Source organism: Phycicoccus endophyticus, assembly GCF_011326735.1.
Classification (GTDB): Bacteria; Actinomycetota; Actinomycetes; order Actinomycetales; family Dermatophilaceae; genus Phycicoccus; species Phycicoccus endophyticus.
Genome location: NZ_JAANCN010000004.1, coordinates 59,956 through 76,138, shown reverse-complemented (window position 1 = coordinate 76,138; position 16,183 = coordinate 59,956). Strand labels below are relative to the sequence as shown.

The 16,183-nt window shown below is 74.5% G+C and carries 12 protein-coding genes; 9 read left to right on the top strand and 3 right to left on the bottom strand.

The features are described 5' to 3' along the window. The first annotated feature begins 8 nt into the window (after positions 1 to 8). From rnc to smc, 4 genes are all read left to right on the top strand, one after another. Positions 9 to 773 (top strand): ribonuclease III, encoded by a 765-nt coding sequence (gene rnc, locus G8D98_RS06260; RefSeq protein ID WP_166100508.1) that lies wholly within the window; start codon positions 9 to 11, stop codon positions 771 to 773. Then, positions 766 to 1,638 (top strand): bifunctional DNA-formamidopyrimidine glycosylase/DNA-(apurinic or apyrimidinic site) lyase, encoded by an 873-nt coding sequence (gene mutM / locus G8D98_RS06255; RefSeq protein WP_166100506.1) that lies wholly within the window; start codon positions 766 to 768, stop codon positions 1,636 to 1,638. Before rnc ends, mutM begins: the two co-directional genes overlap by 8 nt. A 101-nt stretch (positions 1,639 to 1,739) precedes the next feature. Further along, on the top strand, positions 1,740 to 2,045 hold the full coding sequence (locus G8D98_RS06250; protein ID WP_166100503.1) for a chorismate mutase: 306 nt from the start codon (positions 1,740 to 1,742) through the stop codon (positions 2,043 to 2,045). A gap of 151 nt (positions 2,046 to 2,196) precedes the next feature. Continuing rightward, entirely contained in the window at positions 2,197 to 5,769 is a 3,573-nt protein-coding gene (gene smc / locus G8D98_RS06245) for a chromosome segregation protein SMC (RefSeq protein WP_166100500.1), read from the top strand. A 12-nt stretch (positions 5,770 to 5,781) separates the two neighbouring features. On the opposite strand, the gene G8D98_RS06240 is transcribed toward smc, so the two are convergent. Together G8D98_RS06240 and lepB are read right to left on the bottom strand one after the other, a co-directional pair. Beyond that, positions 5,782 to 6,777, bottom strand: coding sequence for an NAD-dependent epimerase/dehydratase family protein (locus tag G8D98_RS06240; RefSeq protein WP_166100498.1), 996 nt, complete (start codon positions 6,775 to 6,777; stop codon positions 5,782 to 5,784). A 78-nt stretch (positions 6,778 to 6,855) separates the two neighbouring features. Next, on the bottom strand, positions 6,856 to 7,566 hold the full coding sequence (gene lepB / locus G8D98_RS06235; RefSeq protein WP_229661917.1) for a signal peptidase I: 711 nt from the start codon (positions 7,564 to 7,566) through the stop codon (positions 6,856 to 6,858). 109 nt (positions 7,567 to 7,675) lie between these two features. Between lepB and G8D98_RS06230 the strand changes: the two genes are divergently transcribed. Both G8D98_RS06230 and ftsY read left to right on the top strand, forming a co-directional pair. Beyond that, a complete protein-coding gene (locus tag G8D98_RS06230; protein ID WP_166100492.1) occupies positions 7,676 to 9,628 on the top strand; it encodes a M13 family metallopeptidase in 1,953 nt (650 codons plus the stop codon). Between the two features lie 54 nt (positions 9,629 to 9,682). After that, the gene (gene ftsY / locus G8D98_RS06225) at positions 9,683 to 10,882 is read left to right on the top strand and encodes a signal recognition particle-docking protein FtsY (RefSeq protein ID WP_166100490.1); all 1,200 of its coding nucleotides are present in this window, start codon (positions 9,683 to 9,685) and stop codon (positions 10,880 to 10,882) included. Positions 10,883 to 10,918: 36 nt separating this feature from the next. Here ftsY and G8D98_RS06220 read toward each other — a convergent pair whose 3' ends face one another. Next, on the bottom strand, positions 10,919 to 11,542 hold the full coding sequence (locus G8D98_RS06220) for a hypothetical protein (RefSeq protein ID WP_166100487.1): 624 nt from the start codon (positions 11,540 to 11,542) through the stop codon (positions 10,919 to 10,921). A 459-nt stretch (positions 11,543 to 12,001) separates the two neighbouring features. On the opposite strand from G8D98_RS06220, the gene G8D98_RS06215 reads away from it, so the two are divergent. From G8D98_RS06215 to G8D98_RS06205, 3 genes are read left to right on the top strand one after another with little or no spacing between them, the layout of a single operon-like run. Further along, positions 12,002 to 13,405: an ammonium transporter gene (locus G8D98_RS06215; RefSeq protein WP_166100484.1), complete on the top strand. Its 1,404-nt coding sequence runs from the start codon at positions 12,002 to 12,004 to the stop codon at positions 13,403 to 13,405. Next, positions 13,402 to 13,740 (top strand): P-II family nitrogen regulator, encoded by a 339-nt coding sequence (locus G8D98_RS06210; RefSeq protein WP_166100481.1) that lies wholly within the window; start codon positions 13,402 to 13,404, stop codon positions 13,738 to 13,740. The genes G8D98_RS06215 and G8D98_RS06210 overlap by 4 nt, the downstream gene beginning before the upstream one ends. Positions 13,741 to 13,743: 3 nt before the next feature. Beyond that, the gene (locus tag G8D98_RS06205; protein ID WP_166100478.1) at positions 13,744 to 16,140 is read left to right on the top strand and encodes a [protein-PII] uridylyltransferase; all 2,397 of its coding nucleotides are present in this window, start codon (positions 13,744 to 13,746) and stop codon (positions 16,138 to 16,140) included. The last annotated feature ends 43 nt before the right edge of the window (positions 16,141 to 16,183 follow it).

The following is a 16,183-nucleotide window of genomic DNA, read 5'->3' as shown; positions in this document are numbered from 1 at the left end:
GCAGCCGGATGGGCAAGGGGTCGGCCGCAGCCGACGATCTTCGACCCCTGCGCCCCGTCACCGAGCTCGCCGAGCACCTCGCGCAGGTCACCGGCGACCGGGTGGACGAGGCGCTGCTGCGGCGTGCCCTGACGCACCGCTCGTACGCCTACGAGATGGGCGGCCTGCCGCACAACGAGCGGCTGGAGTTCCTCGGGGACTCCGTCCTCGGGCTCGTCGTCACGACGACCCTCTACGAGACCAACCCCGAGGACACCGAGGGCCAGCTCGCCAAGCTGCGGGCGGCCGTCGTCAACATGCGGGCGCTCGCCGACGTCGGGCGCACCCTCGGCCTCGGCGACTTCGTCTACCTCGGCCGCGGTGAGGAGAGCACCGGGGGACGCGACAAGGACTCCATCCTCGCCGACACCGTCGAGGCCGTCATCGGGGCCGTCTACTCGAGCGCGGGCATGGCGGCGGCCACCGAGCTCGTCCACGCCCTCGTCGACCCGCTGCTCGCGCAGTCGGCGACGCTGGGCGCCGGCCTGGACTGGAAGACGAGCCTGCAGGAGATCTGCTCCCGACACGGCCTCGGCTCGCCCGACTACGTCGTCACCGAGGACGGGCCCGAGCACGCCAAGACCTTCGAGGCGCAGGTCGCCGTCGGCGGTGCCGTCCTCGGGCGCGGGAGCGGCCGGACCAAGAAGGTCGCCGAGCAGGAGGCCGCCGCGCTCGCCTGGGCCGCGGTCCGCGACGCCCACGAGCGCCCCGAGGCCGCGTCCGCCGGTGCCTGAGCTGCCCGAGGTCGAGGTCGTCCGCCGCGGCCTGGCCACCCACGTCGAGGGTCGGCGGATCGCCGCCGTCGAGCTGCGCGGCCACCGGGTCGCGCGCCGGCACCTCCCGGGGCCGCAGGACCTCGCCGCGCGGCTCACCGGGCGCCGGGTGGCCGCCGTCCGGCGCCGGGGGAAGTACCTGTGGTGGGACCTGGAGGACTCCGTCGGGCTCGTGCTGCACCTCGGGATGAGCGGCCAGCTGCTCGTCGAGGACCCCGGCGCACCCGACGAGCGCCACCTGCACGCCCGGTTCGGCTTCACCGACCCCGGTCCCGAGCTGCGCTTCGTCGACCAGCGCACCTTCGGCGGCCTCGCCCTGGCCGAGCTCGACGGCGACGGCGTCCCGCGGACCATCGCGCACATCGCGCCCGACCCGCTCGAGCCGGCGTTCGACGAGGCGGCCGTCGTGCGCCGGCTGCGCGGCAAGGACAGCGCCGTCAAGCGGGTGCTGCTCGACCAGCGGGTCGTCAGCGGCATCGGCAACATCTACGCCGACGAGGCCCTGTGGCGGGCCCGGGTGCACGGCGAGCGGCCGGCGTCGGCGCTCACCCGGCCACGGGCCACCGCCCTGCTCGCGCACGCGGCCGAGGTGATGCGCGAGGCGCTGGGCCAGGGCGGCACGAGCTTCGACGCGCTCTACGTCAACGTCAACGGCGCCTCCGGCTACTTCGACCGCTCGCTCGCGGTCTACGGGCAGCAGGGGCGGCCCTGCCGCCGGTGTGGCACGCCCATCCGGCGCGAGCAGTTCATGAACCGCAGCTCGTTCTCCTGCCCGCGCTGCCAGCCCCGCCCGCGGCGTCGCGCCGTGGCGCCGCCCGCCCCCTGACCGGCCCGGGAGGCCGGGCCGGGCCGGCGGGCCGGTGCCGCACGGGACCGGCGGATGGACGGGTGAGCGAGCCGGCGCCGCGCAGTTCCTACGATGTCCGGGTGAGCGAGGACGAGAGCGGCATCCCGCCGGAGCTGGGGCGGCTGCGGGCGAGCATCGACAACATCGACGCCGCCCTGGTCCACCTGCTCGCCGAGCGGTTCAAGTGCACCCAGGCCGTCGGCCGGCTCAAGGCCGACGCCGGGCTGCCCCCGGCCGACCCCGCCCGCGAGGAGGCCCAGGTCACCCGGCTCCGGGCGCTCGCCGACGAGGCGGGCCTGGACCCGCAGTTCGCCGAGGCCTTCCTCGGCTTCGTCATCGCCGAGGTGATCCACCACCACGAGCGGATCGCGGGCCGCGAGGGCTGACACCGCCGCACCACCCGCATCACCGGCCCCATCGGTCCCACGCGCCACCGGCGCCGCCGCACGTCCCGGCGCCGCCCGCCCGCCCCGGTAGCATCGCCCGCGACCCGGCCCGGCCGGACCCGACGACCACCGAGAGACGACGACCCGCCGCATGTACCTCAAGACGCTGACCCTGCGGGGTTTCAAGTCCTTCGCCTCGGCGACGACGATGCGCCTGGAGCCCGGCATCACCTGTGTCGTCGGTCCCAACGGCTCGGGCAAGTCCAACGTCGTCGACGCGCTCGCCTGGGTCATGGGCGAGCAGGGGGCCAAGTCGCTGCGCGGCGGCAAGATGGAGGACGTCATCTTCGCCGGTACCGCCGGGCGGCCTCCGCTCGGGCGGGCCGAGGTGAGCCTGACCATCGACAACGCCGACGGGGCGCTGCCGATCGACTACACCGAGGTGACGATCACCCGCACGATGTTCCGCGGCGGCGGCTCGGAGTACGCCATCAACGGCACCGCGTGCCGGCTGCTCGACGTCCAGGAGCTGCTCTCGGACTCCGGGCTCGGCCGCGAGATGCACGTCATCGTCGGGCAGGGCCAGCTCGACACCGTCCTGCGGGCGACGCCCGAGGAGCGCCGCGGCTTCATCGAGGAGGCCGCCGGGGTGCTCAAGCACCGCCGGCGCAAGGAGCGCACGCTGCGCAAGCTCGAGCAGATGGAGGGCAACCTCACCCGCGTCCAGGACCTCACCGGCGAGATCCGCCGCCAGCTCGGCCCGCTCGGGCGCCAGGCCGAGGCCGCCCGCCGGGCCGCCGTCGTCCAGGCCGAGGTGCGCGACGCCCGCCTGCGCCTGCTCGCCGACGACCTCGTCCAGGTGACGAGCATCCTCCAGCAGGAGGTGGCCGACGAGACAGCCCTGCTCGAGCGCCGGACCGCCGTGGAGGAGGCGGTGGCCGCGGTGCGCTCCCGGCTCGGTGAGGTCGAACGACAGGCGGCCGAGGCCGCGCCCGAGCTCGGGCGTGCCCAGGAGCGGGTCGTGCGGCTGCAGAGCCTGCGCGACCGGCTCGAGTCGACCGCCTCCGTCGCCGCCGAGCGGGTCCGCCTGCTCTCCCAGGACGAGGAGCACGAGACGACGAGCGGGCGCGACCCGGAGGAGCTGCGCGCCCAGGCCGCGCAGGCCCGCGAGGCCGAGGCCCTGCTCCAGGCCGAGATCGCCGAGACCACCGAGGCCCTCCAGGCGGCCGTCACCGCCCGGGAGGAGGCCGAGCAGGCGTTCGCCGCCGAGCAGCAGCGGCTGGCGCGGCTGGCGCGCGCCGCCGCCGACCGGCGCGAGGGCCTGGCCAAGCTCGCCGGCCAGGTCGGCGCCCGGCGCAGCCGGATCGAGGCCGGGGAGGCCGAGATCGGGCGGCTGCGCGAGCTCGCGGTCCAGGCGCGCGAGCGGGCGAGCGAGGCCGAGGCCGAGTTCGCCAGCCTCGAGGGCTCGATCGCGCACGACGAGGAGGGCGAGGAGGGGCTCGACACCTCCTACGAGGCGTCCGCGCAGCGGCTGGCGGCCGCCGAGGCCGAGATCGAGCGGCACGAGGCCGACGAGCGCGCGGCCGAACGCGACCGCGCCTCGGCCCAGGCCCGGCTCGAGGCGCTCGAGCTCAGCCTGCGCCGCAAGGACGGTGCGGCGACCCTGCTCGAGGCCGGTGAGGAGGCCCACGGCATCCTCGGCGCGGTGTCCGCGCTCGTGCACGTCTCCGGGGGGCACGAGGCCGCGGTGGCCGCCGCCCTCGGCTGGGCCTCGGAGGCGCTGGCGGTGGGCTCGGCCGACGAGGCCGCCGCCGCGCTCGCCGCGCTGCGCTCCGCCGACGGTGGCCGCGCGGCGCTGCTCGTCGGAGCCACCGCCACCCCGAGCGACCCCGCCTCGTGGCCGGCGCTCGAGGGCGACGCGGTCTGGGCCCGCGACGTCGTCTCGGCACCGGACACCGTGCTGCCCGCGGTCCACCAGGTGCTCGAGCGGGTCGCCCTCGTCCCGACGAGCGCGCACGCCGTCGCGCTCGTCGCCCGGTACGCCGGGGTCACCGCGGTGACCCGGGAGGGCGACGTCTTCGGCCCGGGGTGGGCCCGTGGCGGCAGCGCGGCGGGGGAGAGCCTCCTGGAGGTCCAGGCCGCGCTCGAGGAGACCCGCGCGGACCTGCAGGACGCCTCGGCCCGCCTCGAGCGCAGCCGCTTCGCCCTCGCCGCCGCCCGGGAGCAGGCGGCGGCCGTGCGGACCGAGGTGGACACCGCGCTCGAGGCCCTCCACGAGTCCGACGCCCGGATGGCCGCGGTCGCCGAGCGGCTCGGCACCCTCGGGGCGTCGGTGCGCACCTCCGGCGCCGAGGCCGAGCGCGCCGAGCGTGCCATCGCCGCCGCCGAGGAGACCCTCGAGGCCGACCGGACCGAGCTCGCAGCCCTCGCCGAGCGTCTCGAGCAGGCCGAGGCCGAGCCGGCGCCCGAGGACTCCGACCCCTCGACCGACGAGCGTGACCGGCTCGAGCTCGAGGCGAGCCGCGCCCGCACGGGCGAGACCGAGGTGCGGCTGGCCCTGCGCACCACCGAGGAGCGTGCCCGCGCCCTCGCCGGACGGGCCGACTCCCTCGAGGGTGCCGCACGCAACGAGATCGCCGCCCGCGAGCGGCTGCGCGAGCGCCGGGAGACCCGCCGGCGCGAGGCTGCCGTGGCCGCGGCCGTCCACGAGGCGGCGGACTGGGCCGGCCGGCGGGTGGCCACCGCGCTGGCCCGGGCCGGAGCGCTGCGGGAGGCGGCCGAGACCGAGCGTGCCGAGCGCGACCGGGCCGCTGCCACCCTGCGCGAGGAGCTCGGGCGGGTCCAGGACGAGCTGCGTGACCTCACCGACGCCGCCCACCGCGACGAGATGGCCCGGGCCCGGCAGCTGGCCCGGATCGAGCAGCTGCAGGCCAAGGCGGTCGAGGAGCTCGGCATCGACCCGGACGTGCTCGCCGAGGAGTTCGGCCCGCACCAGCCCGTCCCGCACGTCCCGGGCCCGGACGACGACCCGGACGCGCTCCCGGACCCGGTGCCCTTCGTGCGTGCCGAGCAGGAGAAGCGGCTGCGCCGTGCCGAGCGGGCCCTCGGCGCCCTCGGCAAGGTCAACCCGCTCGCCCTCGAGGAGTACGCCGCCCTCGAGGAGCGGCACACCTTCCTCACCACCCAGCTCGAGGACCTCAAGCGCTCCAAGCGCGACCTGCTCGACATCGTCAAGGAGGTCGACGAGCGGGTCGAGCAGGTCTTCCGGGAGGCCTTCCACGACACCAAGGAGCAGTTCGAGCGGGTCTTCGAACGGCTCTTCCCCGGCGGCGAGGGGCGCCTGGTGCTCACCGACCCCGACGAGATGCTCACGACGGGCATCGAGGTCGAGGCCCGGCCTCCGGGGAAGAAGGTCAAGCGGCTCTCGCTGCTCTCCGGCGGGGAGCGCTCGCTCGTCGCGGTTGCCCTGCTCGTGGCGATCTTCAAGGCCCGACCGAGCCCCTTCTACATCATGGACGAGGTCGAGGCGGCGCTCGACGACACCAACCTCGGGCGGCTCATCACCCTCTTCGAGGAGCTGCGCGACTCCAGCCAGCTCATCGTCATCACCCACCAGAAGCGCACGATGGAGGTCGCGGACGCGCTCTACGGCGTCTCCATGCGCGGCGACGGCGTGACGACCGTCGTCAGCCAGCGTCTCCGGGACGTCGCCGCCACCGCCTGAGGCGGTCCGCACTCAGCCGCGCGCGTGCCACGCGGCGAGCAGCTCGCGCTCCTCGTCGTCGGTGAGGCCCGCCCGCCGTGGACGGTCGGCGGGGCGCCGCTCCTCCCACGCGAGGGTGTCGACCAGGGTGTCCTCGAGGGCACGGGTGGTCAGTCCGAGCGCGCGGGCGGCGGCGCCGCCGCGGTCGGCGAAGCCCGCATGGTCGGGGAAGGGCAGCCACAGCGGCAGCGAGCGCGGCCCCATCCAGGCGTCGACCCCGTGCTCGGTCAGCCAGCCGGGGTCGGCCGCGGTCCACACCGCGTGCGAGCGGGCAGCGGCCGCCGCGGCGGCCAGGGCCGCCCCCAGGGTCGTCCGTGGGCCGACGGCGTCGGCGACCCCCGCGATGCGCTGCTCGGCGGCGGTGACGAGCCAGGCCGCGAGGTCGCGGACGTCGAGCACCTGGGTGGCGCCCTGGAGCGCGTCCGGCACGAGCACCTCACCGTCGCCCGCGGGGTGGGCGAACCGCCACGGCCAGTAGCCGGTACGCCCCGACCCGTCGCCGGGCCCGCCGATGAGCCCCGGCCGGGCCACGAGCGCGTGCTGCGGGCCCGCGGCCTCGAGGACGTACCCCTCACAGGCGACCTTGCCCGCCCCGTAGGCGTCCGGCCCGTCGTCGTCCTCGCGGGCCGCGAGCAGCGGTGTGGACTCGTCGGCTCCGGCCCGGGAGTGGTCGGCGTAGACGTTGACCGTCGAGACGAACACCCAGTGCGCGGCGCGGCCGGCGAGCGCCGTGACCGCGCGGCGCACCTGGCCGGGGTCCCGGGCGAGGTCGACGACGGCGTCCCAGTGCTCGTCCTCGACACCCCCGAGCCCCTCGTGGTCGCGGTCGTGGCGGACGAGCCGCGCGCCCGGGGCCACGCCGCCGGACACTCCGCGGGCCACGCAGGTGACGTCGTGGCCGTCCTCGAGAGCGACCCGGGCGACCGCACGGCCGAGGAAGGCGGTGCCGCCGAGCAGGAGGAGCCTCATGGCGGCAGCCCATCACGGCGACCCGTTCGGGGCCAAGGCCGTTCGCCGAGGGCGGATGCGGCCAGGAGGCGCGATGCGTCAGCGGGAGAGGCCGCCGAGGTCGCCCAGCGGCCAGAAGCGCAGGACCACCGGGCCGACGACCCGGTTCTCGGGCACGAAGCGCGCACACCCGTCCCCCTCGGCGGCACCCCGGCAGCCGAGGACGCTGTCGGCGGACTCGGACCGGTGGTCACCGAGCACGAGCAGGTTCTCCTGCGGCACCGTGACCTGCGGGAAGCAGCGCGTGGATCGCGGGGTGCTCGAGCAGTCCAGCTCGCCGGGGGTGAAGGGCAGGTCCTCGAAGAGGTAGGGCTCCTCGAGCGCGCGGCCGTCCACGATGACCGCGCCCGCCGCGGTGCAGCACGACACCCGCTCACCGGGCAGCCCGATGACCCGCTTGACCGTGTAGGAGGTGTTGCTCGGCCCGAAGCCGGTGAGGTCGCCGACCCAGCGCGCGAGCCGGACGAGGGGGTTGCCCGCCGTCGGGAGGCGGCTCTCCTGCCAGGTGTCCCCGTGTCCGAAGACGACGACGTCGCCCCGCTCGACGCTGTGGTCGAGCCGGTTGACGAGGATGCGGTCCCCGACGTGCAGGGTCTGCTCCATCGACTGGGAGGGCACACCGAAGGGCTTGACGAGGAAGGCCTGGACGAGGGCGACCGCCACGAGGGCCACGACGACCTCGGTGAACCACGGCACGCGGCGCCGACGCGGGGGGGCCGGCTGGTCCGACGCGGCACCGGCATCGGTCACCCGCGTCACCCTAGACCGGCGACGTCGCACGTGTCGACGCACGTCGCGGGCCGTGGGCCGCTGCGCGTGTGGTCGAATGAGTCCTCCCCAGCGCGAAGGAGCCACCCGGATGAGGTCCGGCATCGACCAGGACGCCGTCGACGCGACGGTCCGCCCCCAGGACGACCTGTTCGCCCACGCCAACGGCGCCTGGGTCGCTCGCACCGAGATCCCCGACGACCGCGGCCGTTACGGCACGTTCGACCTGCTGCGCGAGGCGGCCGAGGAGCACGTCCGCACGATCGTCGAGGAGGTCGCCGCCGGGTCACCGGCGCCGGGCAGCGTGGCGGCCAAGGTGGGCGACCTCTACGCCGCCTTCCTCGACGAGCAGACCGTCGAGGCGCTCGGGGCGGGCCCGGTCCTGGCCGACCTCGAGCGGGTCGCGCACGTCCAGGACGCCTCCGGCCTCCTGGGCCTGCTCGGCGAGCTCGCCCGCGACGGCGTCCCGGGCCCGGTCCTGCCCTTCGTCAACACCGACGACCGCGACCCCGACCGCTACGTCGTCTACCTCGAGCAGGCCGGCCTCGGGCTGCCCGACGAGTCCTACTACCGGGCCCCGGAGCACGCCGCGACCCTCGCGGCCTACGCACCCCACGTGGCCCGCATGCTCGAGCTCGTCGGCCACCCCGGCGCGCAGGCCGCGGCCGAGCGGGTCCTCGCCCTGGAGACCCGGCTCGCCGCCGGCCACTGGGACAAGGTGACCAACCGCGACCCGGTGCGCACCTACACCCTCCTCGAGCGCGCCGAGCTCGACGCCCTCGCCCCGCAGGTGGACTGGTCGGCCTTCCTCGCCGGGATGCACGCCCCCGAGGCGGCCTTCGCACACGTCGTCGTCCGCCAGCCGGACTACCTGCGTGCCCTCGGCGCCGCCCTCGAGGAGGAGCCGGTCGAGGTGTGGCGGGACTGGCTCGCCTGGCACGTCGTGCACGCCCACGCCCCCTACCTCTCCTCGGCGTTCGTCGAGGAGAACTTCGACTTCTACGGGCGCACGCTCTCGGGGGTGCCGCGCATCCGCGCCCGGTGGAAGCGCGGGGTCTCGCTCGTCGAGGAGGCCCTCGGCGAGGCCGTGGGGCAGCTCTACGTCGAGCGGCACTTCCCGCCGGCGGCGAAGGAGGCGATGCTCGAGCTCGTCGGCAACATCGTCGAGGCCTTCCGCCGGAGCCTGTCCTCGGTGCCGTGGATGGGGGAGACCACCCGGGCCGAGGCACTGGCCAAGCTCGAGGCCTTCACACCGAAGATCGGCTACCCGGACCGGTGGCGGGACTACTCCGCGCTCGTCGTCGACCGGGACGACCTGCTCGGCACCGTCCGCAGGGCCGCCGCGGTCGAGCTCGACCGCAACCTGGGCAAGCTCGGCGGACCGGTCGACCGGGGCGAGTGGTTCATGACGCCGCAGACCGTCAACGCCTACTACAACCCGGGGATGAACGAGATCGTCTTCCCCGCGGCGATCCTCCAGCCGCCGTTCTTCGACGCCGAGGCCGACGACGCGGCCAACTACGGGGGCATCGGCGCGGTCATCGGCCACGAGATCGGCCACGGCTTCGACGACCAGGGCTCGCAGTTCGACGGCCGCGGTGAGCTGCGCGACTGGTGGACCGCGCAGGACCGGGCACGCTTCCAGGCCCTCGCCGACGCGCTCGTGGCCCAGTTCGACCGGCTGGAGACCCGCGACGCCCCCGGCCGGAAGGTCAACGGTGCGCTGACCGTCGGGGAGAACATCGGCGACCTCGGCGGGCTGACGATCGGCTACTCGGCCTACCGGATCTCGCTCGGGCAGGACCCGGCGCCGCAGCTCGACGGCCTGACCGGGCCGCAGCGGTTCTTCCTCGGATGGGCGCAGATCTGGCGCGGCAAGGCCCGCACCGCGGAGGCCGAGCGGCTGCTCGCGATCGACCCGCACAGCCCGACCGACCTGCGCGCCAACGCCCCGCGCAACCTCACCGAGTTCCACGAGGCCTTCGGCACCCGCCCCGGCGACGGCATGTGGCTGTCGGAGGAGGAGCGCGTGCGGGTCTTCTGACCTGCACCCGCCCTCCGGTTTGGGCCGGGACCCGCGCCTTGACAGGATGACCCGGTGACTGACTCCTTCTGGGCCTACGTCGGCATCGCGGTCGCCGTCCTCCTCGTCGTCGGGGGCGTCGTCCTCGGCCTGCTCCGGGGCCGGGCCCAGGGCCCCGAGCCGGGACCGGAGGCACCGCAGGTGCCCGGCACCCCGGGACCCGCCGACGCCGACCTGGCGCCGGACGGCGCGATCGGCACCATCGAGCATCCGGGCGAGGTCGTCGACACCGAGCCCGACACCACCGCGCCGCCGAGCGCGCCCGAGGCGGCCCCGGGGGTCGAGGCGCCCGAGGCGCCCGCCGGGCGGCTGCGCCGGCTGCGCGCGAGGCTCGCCCGCTCCAACTCCTCCCTCGGGCGGGGGCTGCTGGCCCTGCTCGCCGGCGGCCGGCTCGACGAGGCCGCCTGGGAGGAGGTCGAGGACACCCTGCTCGCCGCCGACCTCGGGGTGCAGGCGAGCACCGAGCTCGTCGAGGCCCTGCGCACGCGGGTCGCCGTCGAGGGGAGCACCGACGAGGCGGCCGTGCGCGGGATGCTGCGCGAGGAGCTGCTGCGGCTCGTGGACCCCTCGATGGACCGCTCCCTCGCCGACGAGCGGGTCGACGGGCGGCCCTCGTGCATCCTCGTCGTCGGCGTCAACGGGACCGGGAAGACGACGACGGTCGGCAAGCTGGCCCGGGTGCTCGTCGCCGAGGACAAGGACGTCGTGCTCGGTGCCGCCGACACCTTCCGTGCCGCGGCGGCCGACCAGCTCGAGACGTGGGGCGGACGGGTCGGCGTGCCGACCGTGCGCTCGGACCGCGAGGGCGCCGACCCCGCCTCGGTCGCGTTCGACGCCGTCGCCGCGGCGGCCGAGATGGAGGCCGACGTCGTCGTCGTCGACACCGCCGGCCGGCTGCAGAACAAGGTCGGGCTCATGGACGAGCTCGGCAAGGTCAAGCGGGTCATCGAGAAGCGCTCCCCGGTCGACGAGGTGCTCCTCGTCCTCGACGCGACGACGGGCCAGAACGGCCTGCGTCAGGCCGAGGTGTTCGCCGAGGTCGTCGGGATCACCGGCATCGTCCTCACCAAGCTCGACGGCACCGCCAAGGGCGGCATCGTCGTCGCCGTGCAGCGAGCGCTCGGTGTGCCGGTCAAGCTCGTCGGGCTCGGCGAGGGGCCCGACGACCTCGCGCCCTTCGACCCGGAGGCCTTCGTCGACGCCATCGTCGACTGACGACGTCAAATGCCCGTGGTGCGCAGGAAGTCACCGCTACTTGCTGTAGCAGATCTTGTAGTTCCTCAAGTTGAACGTGTCGGACCTACCGCCGGACCACGCGGTGACTGTCGTACCCGCCGAGAAGCAGCGGCCGGACTGAGCTCGCACAATCGACCCCAGATGAACGGGTGCGCCCGAGTTGAACTGGGTCACCTGAGCGACTCTGCCGTAGCCAGTCTGTCGGTTCGCGGTTCTCGTGCGACCACAGTTCGGTGTTGCGCTGACGCTGATGCCCCAAGGAAAACCGGCGGATACGGACGCATGCAGCGAGCACTTGTAGTCCCACCAGCTCTGCTTCACACGCCACTTCGACATCGTCTTGAGTTTCCCTGTCGAGCAGTTCCGCGCTTGAACGTTGAGCGTCGGATTGACCAGGGTGTAGTTGGTGAAGGCAGTCGTCGCGGGCGACGCGGTGTTCTTGGAGAAGACCACCTGTATCCGCCCGCTGAGATTCGCCGTGAAGCAGGTCTTGAGGTGGGTGGACTTGAAGTAGCGGTTCTGGCTGTAGGGGTAGTACTTCGTCGTCTTGACCGTCGTCGCGGACGCGACCGTGGTGGTCGCGACCACCAGCAGCGCTGCGAGGATGGGGGCGATCGACGCGCGGCGCGCTCCGGACATGATGGGCCTCCTCTGTCCGCGCGGTCGGCGGATCCGCGAACATTCTCGGGGCGATGCCGGCCCGCCGCCTGGCTGACTGCGGGAACTCGCGGGCGTCCCTGCTCCTGAGGAGGGCTCAGCTGCGAGGCCCACGGAGCAGGGCTCGGTGCTACGGGGCATGGCTGACCGGCGGGTGCTCGCCGAGACCCCGGCACCCGAGGCGGCGGCAACCGCGGCGGCAGGAGCGGGGAGGGGACAGAGTCCTGACGAGGTCGAGAACGAGACGGAGCGGTGCCCCCCACCCGTAGGAATGCCTCGCAGGGCCTGGTCGGCGGCTCTCTCCAGATCTGCGAATGGGCGTCTCACGATCCGGGACCCCTGCGGGGCGAAACGGGATGCTTACACCCGCTCGCACCTCGCAACACGGGCGTAACACGACACGGCAGACGGTGAAACCCGCGACCGTGACAGTACTGCGCCATGAGCACGACACTCTTCCCCTTCGCAGACGCTGCGGAGACCCTCGACTACGCGTCGACCGGCTTCCTCATCCTCTGCGCGTCTCTCGTCCTCCTGATGACCACGCCCGGTCTGGCCCTCTTCTACGGTGGCCTGACCCGGTCCAAGTCGGTTCTCAACATGATGATGATGTCCTTCGGCTCCATGGGCGTCGTCGGCATCGTGTACGTCCTGTGGGGCTACTCGATGAGCTTCGGCTCGGCGCCGCCGGACGACATCCTCGGCATCATCGGTGACCCGTTCGCCAAGTTCGGCCTCCACAACATGGAGGACATCTTCAACGGCTTCGGCTACGACGGCTACGGCAACGTCCCCGAGCTCGCGTTCGTCGGCTTCCAGCTGACCTTCGCGGTGATCACCGTCGCCCTGATCAGCGGTGCTGTCGCCGACCGCGTCAAGTTCTCGACGTGGATGGTCTTCAGCGCGCTGTGGGTCACCTTCTCCTACTTCCCGATCGCCCACATGGTGTGGGGCAACGGGCTCCTGTCCGGTGCCGAGACCAGCCTGTCCTCTCTCGTGTTCGGCTCCACCGAGGACGGGGCCAACGTCGCCCCGATCGACTTCGCGGGCGGCACCGTCGTCCACATCAACGCCGGCATGGCGGGCCTCGTCCTCGCCCTCGTCGTCGGCATGCGGGTCGGCTTCGGCAAGGTGCCGATGCGCCCGCACAACGTCCCGGTCGTCATGATCGGCGCCGGGCTGCTGTGGTTCGGCTGGTTCGGCTTCAACGCCGGCTCCGAGCTCGCCCCCGACGGCACCGCCGCGCTCGTGTGGGTCAACACGACGGTCGCGACGTGCGCCGCGATGGTCGGCTGGCTCATCCTGGAGAAGCTGCGCGACGGGCACCCGACCTCCGTCGGCGCCGCCTCCGGTGTCGTCGCCGGTCTCGTCGCGATCACCCCGGCCTGTGGGAACCTCTCGCCCATCGGGTCGATCATCCTCGGCCTCGTCGCCGGTGCCCTCTCGGCCTACGCGGTCGGGCTGAAGTACCGCTTCGGCTACGACGACTCCCTCGACGTCGTCGGCGTGCACCTCGTCGCCGGCCTGTGGGGCACCATCGGTGCCGGGCTGCTGGCCACCGAGGGCGGCCTGTTCTACGGCGACGGCATCGACCAGACGGTCGTCCAGATCCTCATCGCGCTCTCGTCGGTGGTCGTCTCCGGTGTCGTCACCCTCGTCATCGCCCTCATCCTCAAGGCGACGATGGGCTGGCGGATCCCCGAGGATGTCGAGGTCGCGGGCATCGACCAGGCCGAGCACGCCGAGTCCGCCTACGAGCTCGGGACCCGCGCGGGCCGTCTCGGCGGACCGACCAGCTCCTCGGCACGCGAGGAGAACCACGACCTCGAAGGAGCCCAGCGATGAAGCTCGTCACCGCCATCATCAAGCCGCACCAGCTCGACGAGGTGAAGGAGGCCCTGGAGGCCTTCGGCATCCAGGGCATGACGGTGAGCGAGGCCCAGGGCTACGGCCGCCAGCGTGGTCACAGCGAGGTCTACCGGGGTGCCGAGTACACCGTGGACTTCGTGCCCAAGACCCGCCTGGAGGTCCTCGTCGACGACATGGACTCCAGCTCGGTCGTCGACGTCATCCTCAAGGCCGCCCAGACCGGGCGGATCGGCGACGGCAAGGTCTGGGTCGTCCCCGTCGACGAGGTGGCCCGGGTCCGCACCGGGGAGCGCGGGGTCGAGGCGATCTGAGCGATGCCCCCCTCCTCGAGCGACATCGGCTCCCGGAGGCTCGACCTGGCCGGCACCCGCGACTTCCACGTCGCCGGTGCCGGCCGGGCGCGCCGGGCGGCCCTGTCGAGCTTCAACCGGGACTGGCTCGCCCAGGTGTGGCGGACCGCGACCGGGGGAGCGCGCTACGAGGGGGTGGCCCTCGCGGCCGTCGGGAGCCTGGGCCGCGGTGACGCCGGGCCGCTCTCGGACTACGACCTCGTGCTCCTGCACTCCGAGCGCTCGCTCGGCGCCAAGGAGCTCGGGGCCTTCGCCGAGCGGCTCTGGTACCCGATCTGGGACGCCGGGGTGCGGCTCGACCACAGCGTGCGGACGGTCACCCAGAGCCGTCAGGTGGCCGCGGCCGACCTCATCGCCGCCGTCGGGCTGCTCGACCTCACCGCGATCGCCGGCGACGAGGAGCTCGTCGTCGCGGCCCGCTCCACCGTCGCGCACGACTGGCGCGGCAACGCCCGCAAGCGGCTGCCCCAGCTCGTCGAGGCACTCGAGGGTCGGCACGCCCGGCAGGGCGACCTGGCGCAGTCGATCGAACCGGAGCTGAAGGAGGCCCACGGAGGGCTGCGGGACATGACCGTCCTCACCGCCCTCGCCGAGGCCTGGCTCACCGACCGCCCGCACGGCGCGGTCGACACCGCCCACGAGCTGCTCCTCGACGTCCGGGACGCCGTCCACGTCGTCACCGGCCGGGGCCGGGACCGGCTCGGGCGGGAGGAGCACGACGCCGTCGCGGCGCTGCTCGGCTACCCCGACGCCGACGAGCTGCTCACCGCCGTCTCCGACGCCGGGCGGCTCATCGCCTACTCGCTCGACGGCACGATGCGCCGCGCCGGGCAGTCCCAGCGGGCCCGGACGCTGCGGGTGGGCCCCCGCCGACCGCAGATGACCCCCCTCGGGCACGGCTTCTTCGTCAGCGACGGCGAGGTGGTCCTCGGGACCCCGCGGCTCGCCGAGTCCGACCCGGGGATGGCCCTGCGTGCCGGTGTCGTGGCCGCGCGCGCCGGCCTGCCGCTCGCCCCCGCGACCCTGGAGAACCTCGCGGCCTCGGTGCCGTCACTGCCCGACCCGTGGCCGGCCTCGGCCCGGGACCTGCTCGGTGACCTGCTCGCCGCCGGCCCCGGGCTGGTCACCGTGTGGGAGGGGCTGGACCAGGTCGGGATCGTCGAGCACTGGCTGCCCGAGTGGGCGGCGGTCCGCTCGCGCCCGCAGCGCAGCGCCGTGCACCGGCACACCGTCGACCGCCACCTCGTCGAGACCGTCGTGCGGGCCGCCGGCCTCGTGCGCCGGACCTCGCGCCCGGACCTGCTGCTGGCCGCAGCCCTCCTGCACGACATCGGCAAGGTGCGCGGAGCCCACGACCACTCGGTGACCGGGGCGGAGCTCGCCCGGGGCATCGCCGCCCGGTGGGGGTTCGGCGCCGCCGACGTCGAGATCCTCGTCCGGCTCGTGCGCGAGCACCTCACGGTCATCGAGCTGGCGACCCGGCGGGACCACCAGGACCCGGCGACCGTCGACGCGGCGGTCGAGGCCGCCGGGGGAGATCGGGAGGTCTTCGAGATCCTCCTCGCGCTCACCGAGGCCGACGCCTCGGCCGCCGGGCCGCTGGCGTGGACCGACTGGCGGGCCACGCTGCTCGAGCAGCTCGCCGTCGCCGTCCGCGACCGCCTCGACGCGCCGCGGCCCGCCCCGGGCAGCGCGGTGTCTCGGGCGGACCAGACGGTGGGCGTCCTGGCGCCGGAGGCCGCGGCCGCGGTGCGCGCGGGCGAGCCCCAGGTGCGGGTGGTCTCCGGCGGCGGCTCGCACCGGCTGGACATCCTCGACGTCGACCGGGTCGGCCTCTTCGCCGACACCGCGGGCCTGCTCGCGGCCGAGGGCCACACCGTGCGCACGGCCATCCTGCGCACGGTCGACGACGTCGCCATCAACGAGTGGCACGTGGAGAGCCCGAGCGGCGCCGTCCCCGACCCGGAGCGGATCGCCCGGGGGCTGGCGCGCCTCGCCCGCGGGGACCGTGGCCCGTTGCAGACCCTCGACCGGCGCCGGGCCCACCTCGCCCGGCCCTCGGGGGAGTCCGGGATCGGCTCGCCCGGACAGGCCCGGGCCCTCGTCGTCCCCGGTGCGAGCACCGAGGCGACCGTCATCGAGGTCCGCGCGCAGGACCGGCCCGGCCTGCTGCACGAGCTCGGGGCGGCGCTCGCCCGCGCCGGCATCTCGGTGCGCTCGGCGCACATCGCGACGTACGCCGGGCAGACCCTGGACACCTTCTACCTCACCGGCGCCGACGGACAGCCCCTGCCGCCGGCCCGGGTGGCCCAGGCGGTCAGCCTCGTCATCGACACCTGCGACGGCGTCACCGCTGCCTGAGACCCCCGCCCGGGCGGTCGGGACGGGTCGGTGACCGCCAGCC

Excerpts from the sequence above, each read along its gene's own strand:
- G8D98_RS06240 (WP_166100498.1), bottom strand. The coding sequence starts at position 6,777 with ATGAGGCTCCTCCTGCTCGGCGGCACCGCCTTCCTCGGCCGTGCGGTC.
- G8D98_RS06205 (WP_166100478.1), top strand. The coding sequence starts at position 13,744 with ATGCCCCCCTCCTCGAGCGACATCGGCTCCCGGAGGCTCGACCTGGCC.
- G8D98_RS06220 (WP_166100487.1), bottom strand. The coding sequence starts at position 11,542 with ATGTCCGGAGCGCGCCGCGCGTCGATCGCCCCCATCCTCGCAGCGCTG.
- G8D98_RS06215 (WP_166100484.1), top strand. The coding sequence starts at position 12,002 with ATGAGCACGACACTCTTCCCCTTCGCAGACGCTGCGGAGACCCTCGAC.
- G8D98_RS06230 (WP_166100492.1), top strand. The coding sequence starts at position 7,676 with ATGAGGTCCGGCATCGACCAGGACGCCGTCGACGCGACGGTCCGCCCC.
- smc (WP_166100500.1), top strand. The coding sequence starts at position 2,197 with ATGTACCTCAAGACGCTGACCCTGCGGGGTTTCAAGTCCTTCGCCTCG.
- G8D98_RS06210 (WP_166100481.1), top strand. The coding sequence starts at position 13,402 with ATGAAGCTCGTCACCGCCATCATCAAGCCGCACCAGCTCGACGAGGTG.
- rnc (WP_166100508.1), top strand. The coding sequence starts at position 9 with ATGGGCAAGGGGTCGGCCGCAGCCGACGATCTTCGACCCCTGCGCCCC.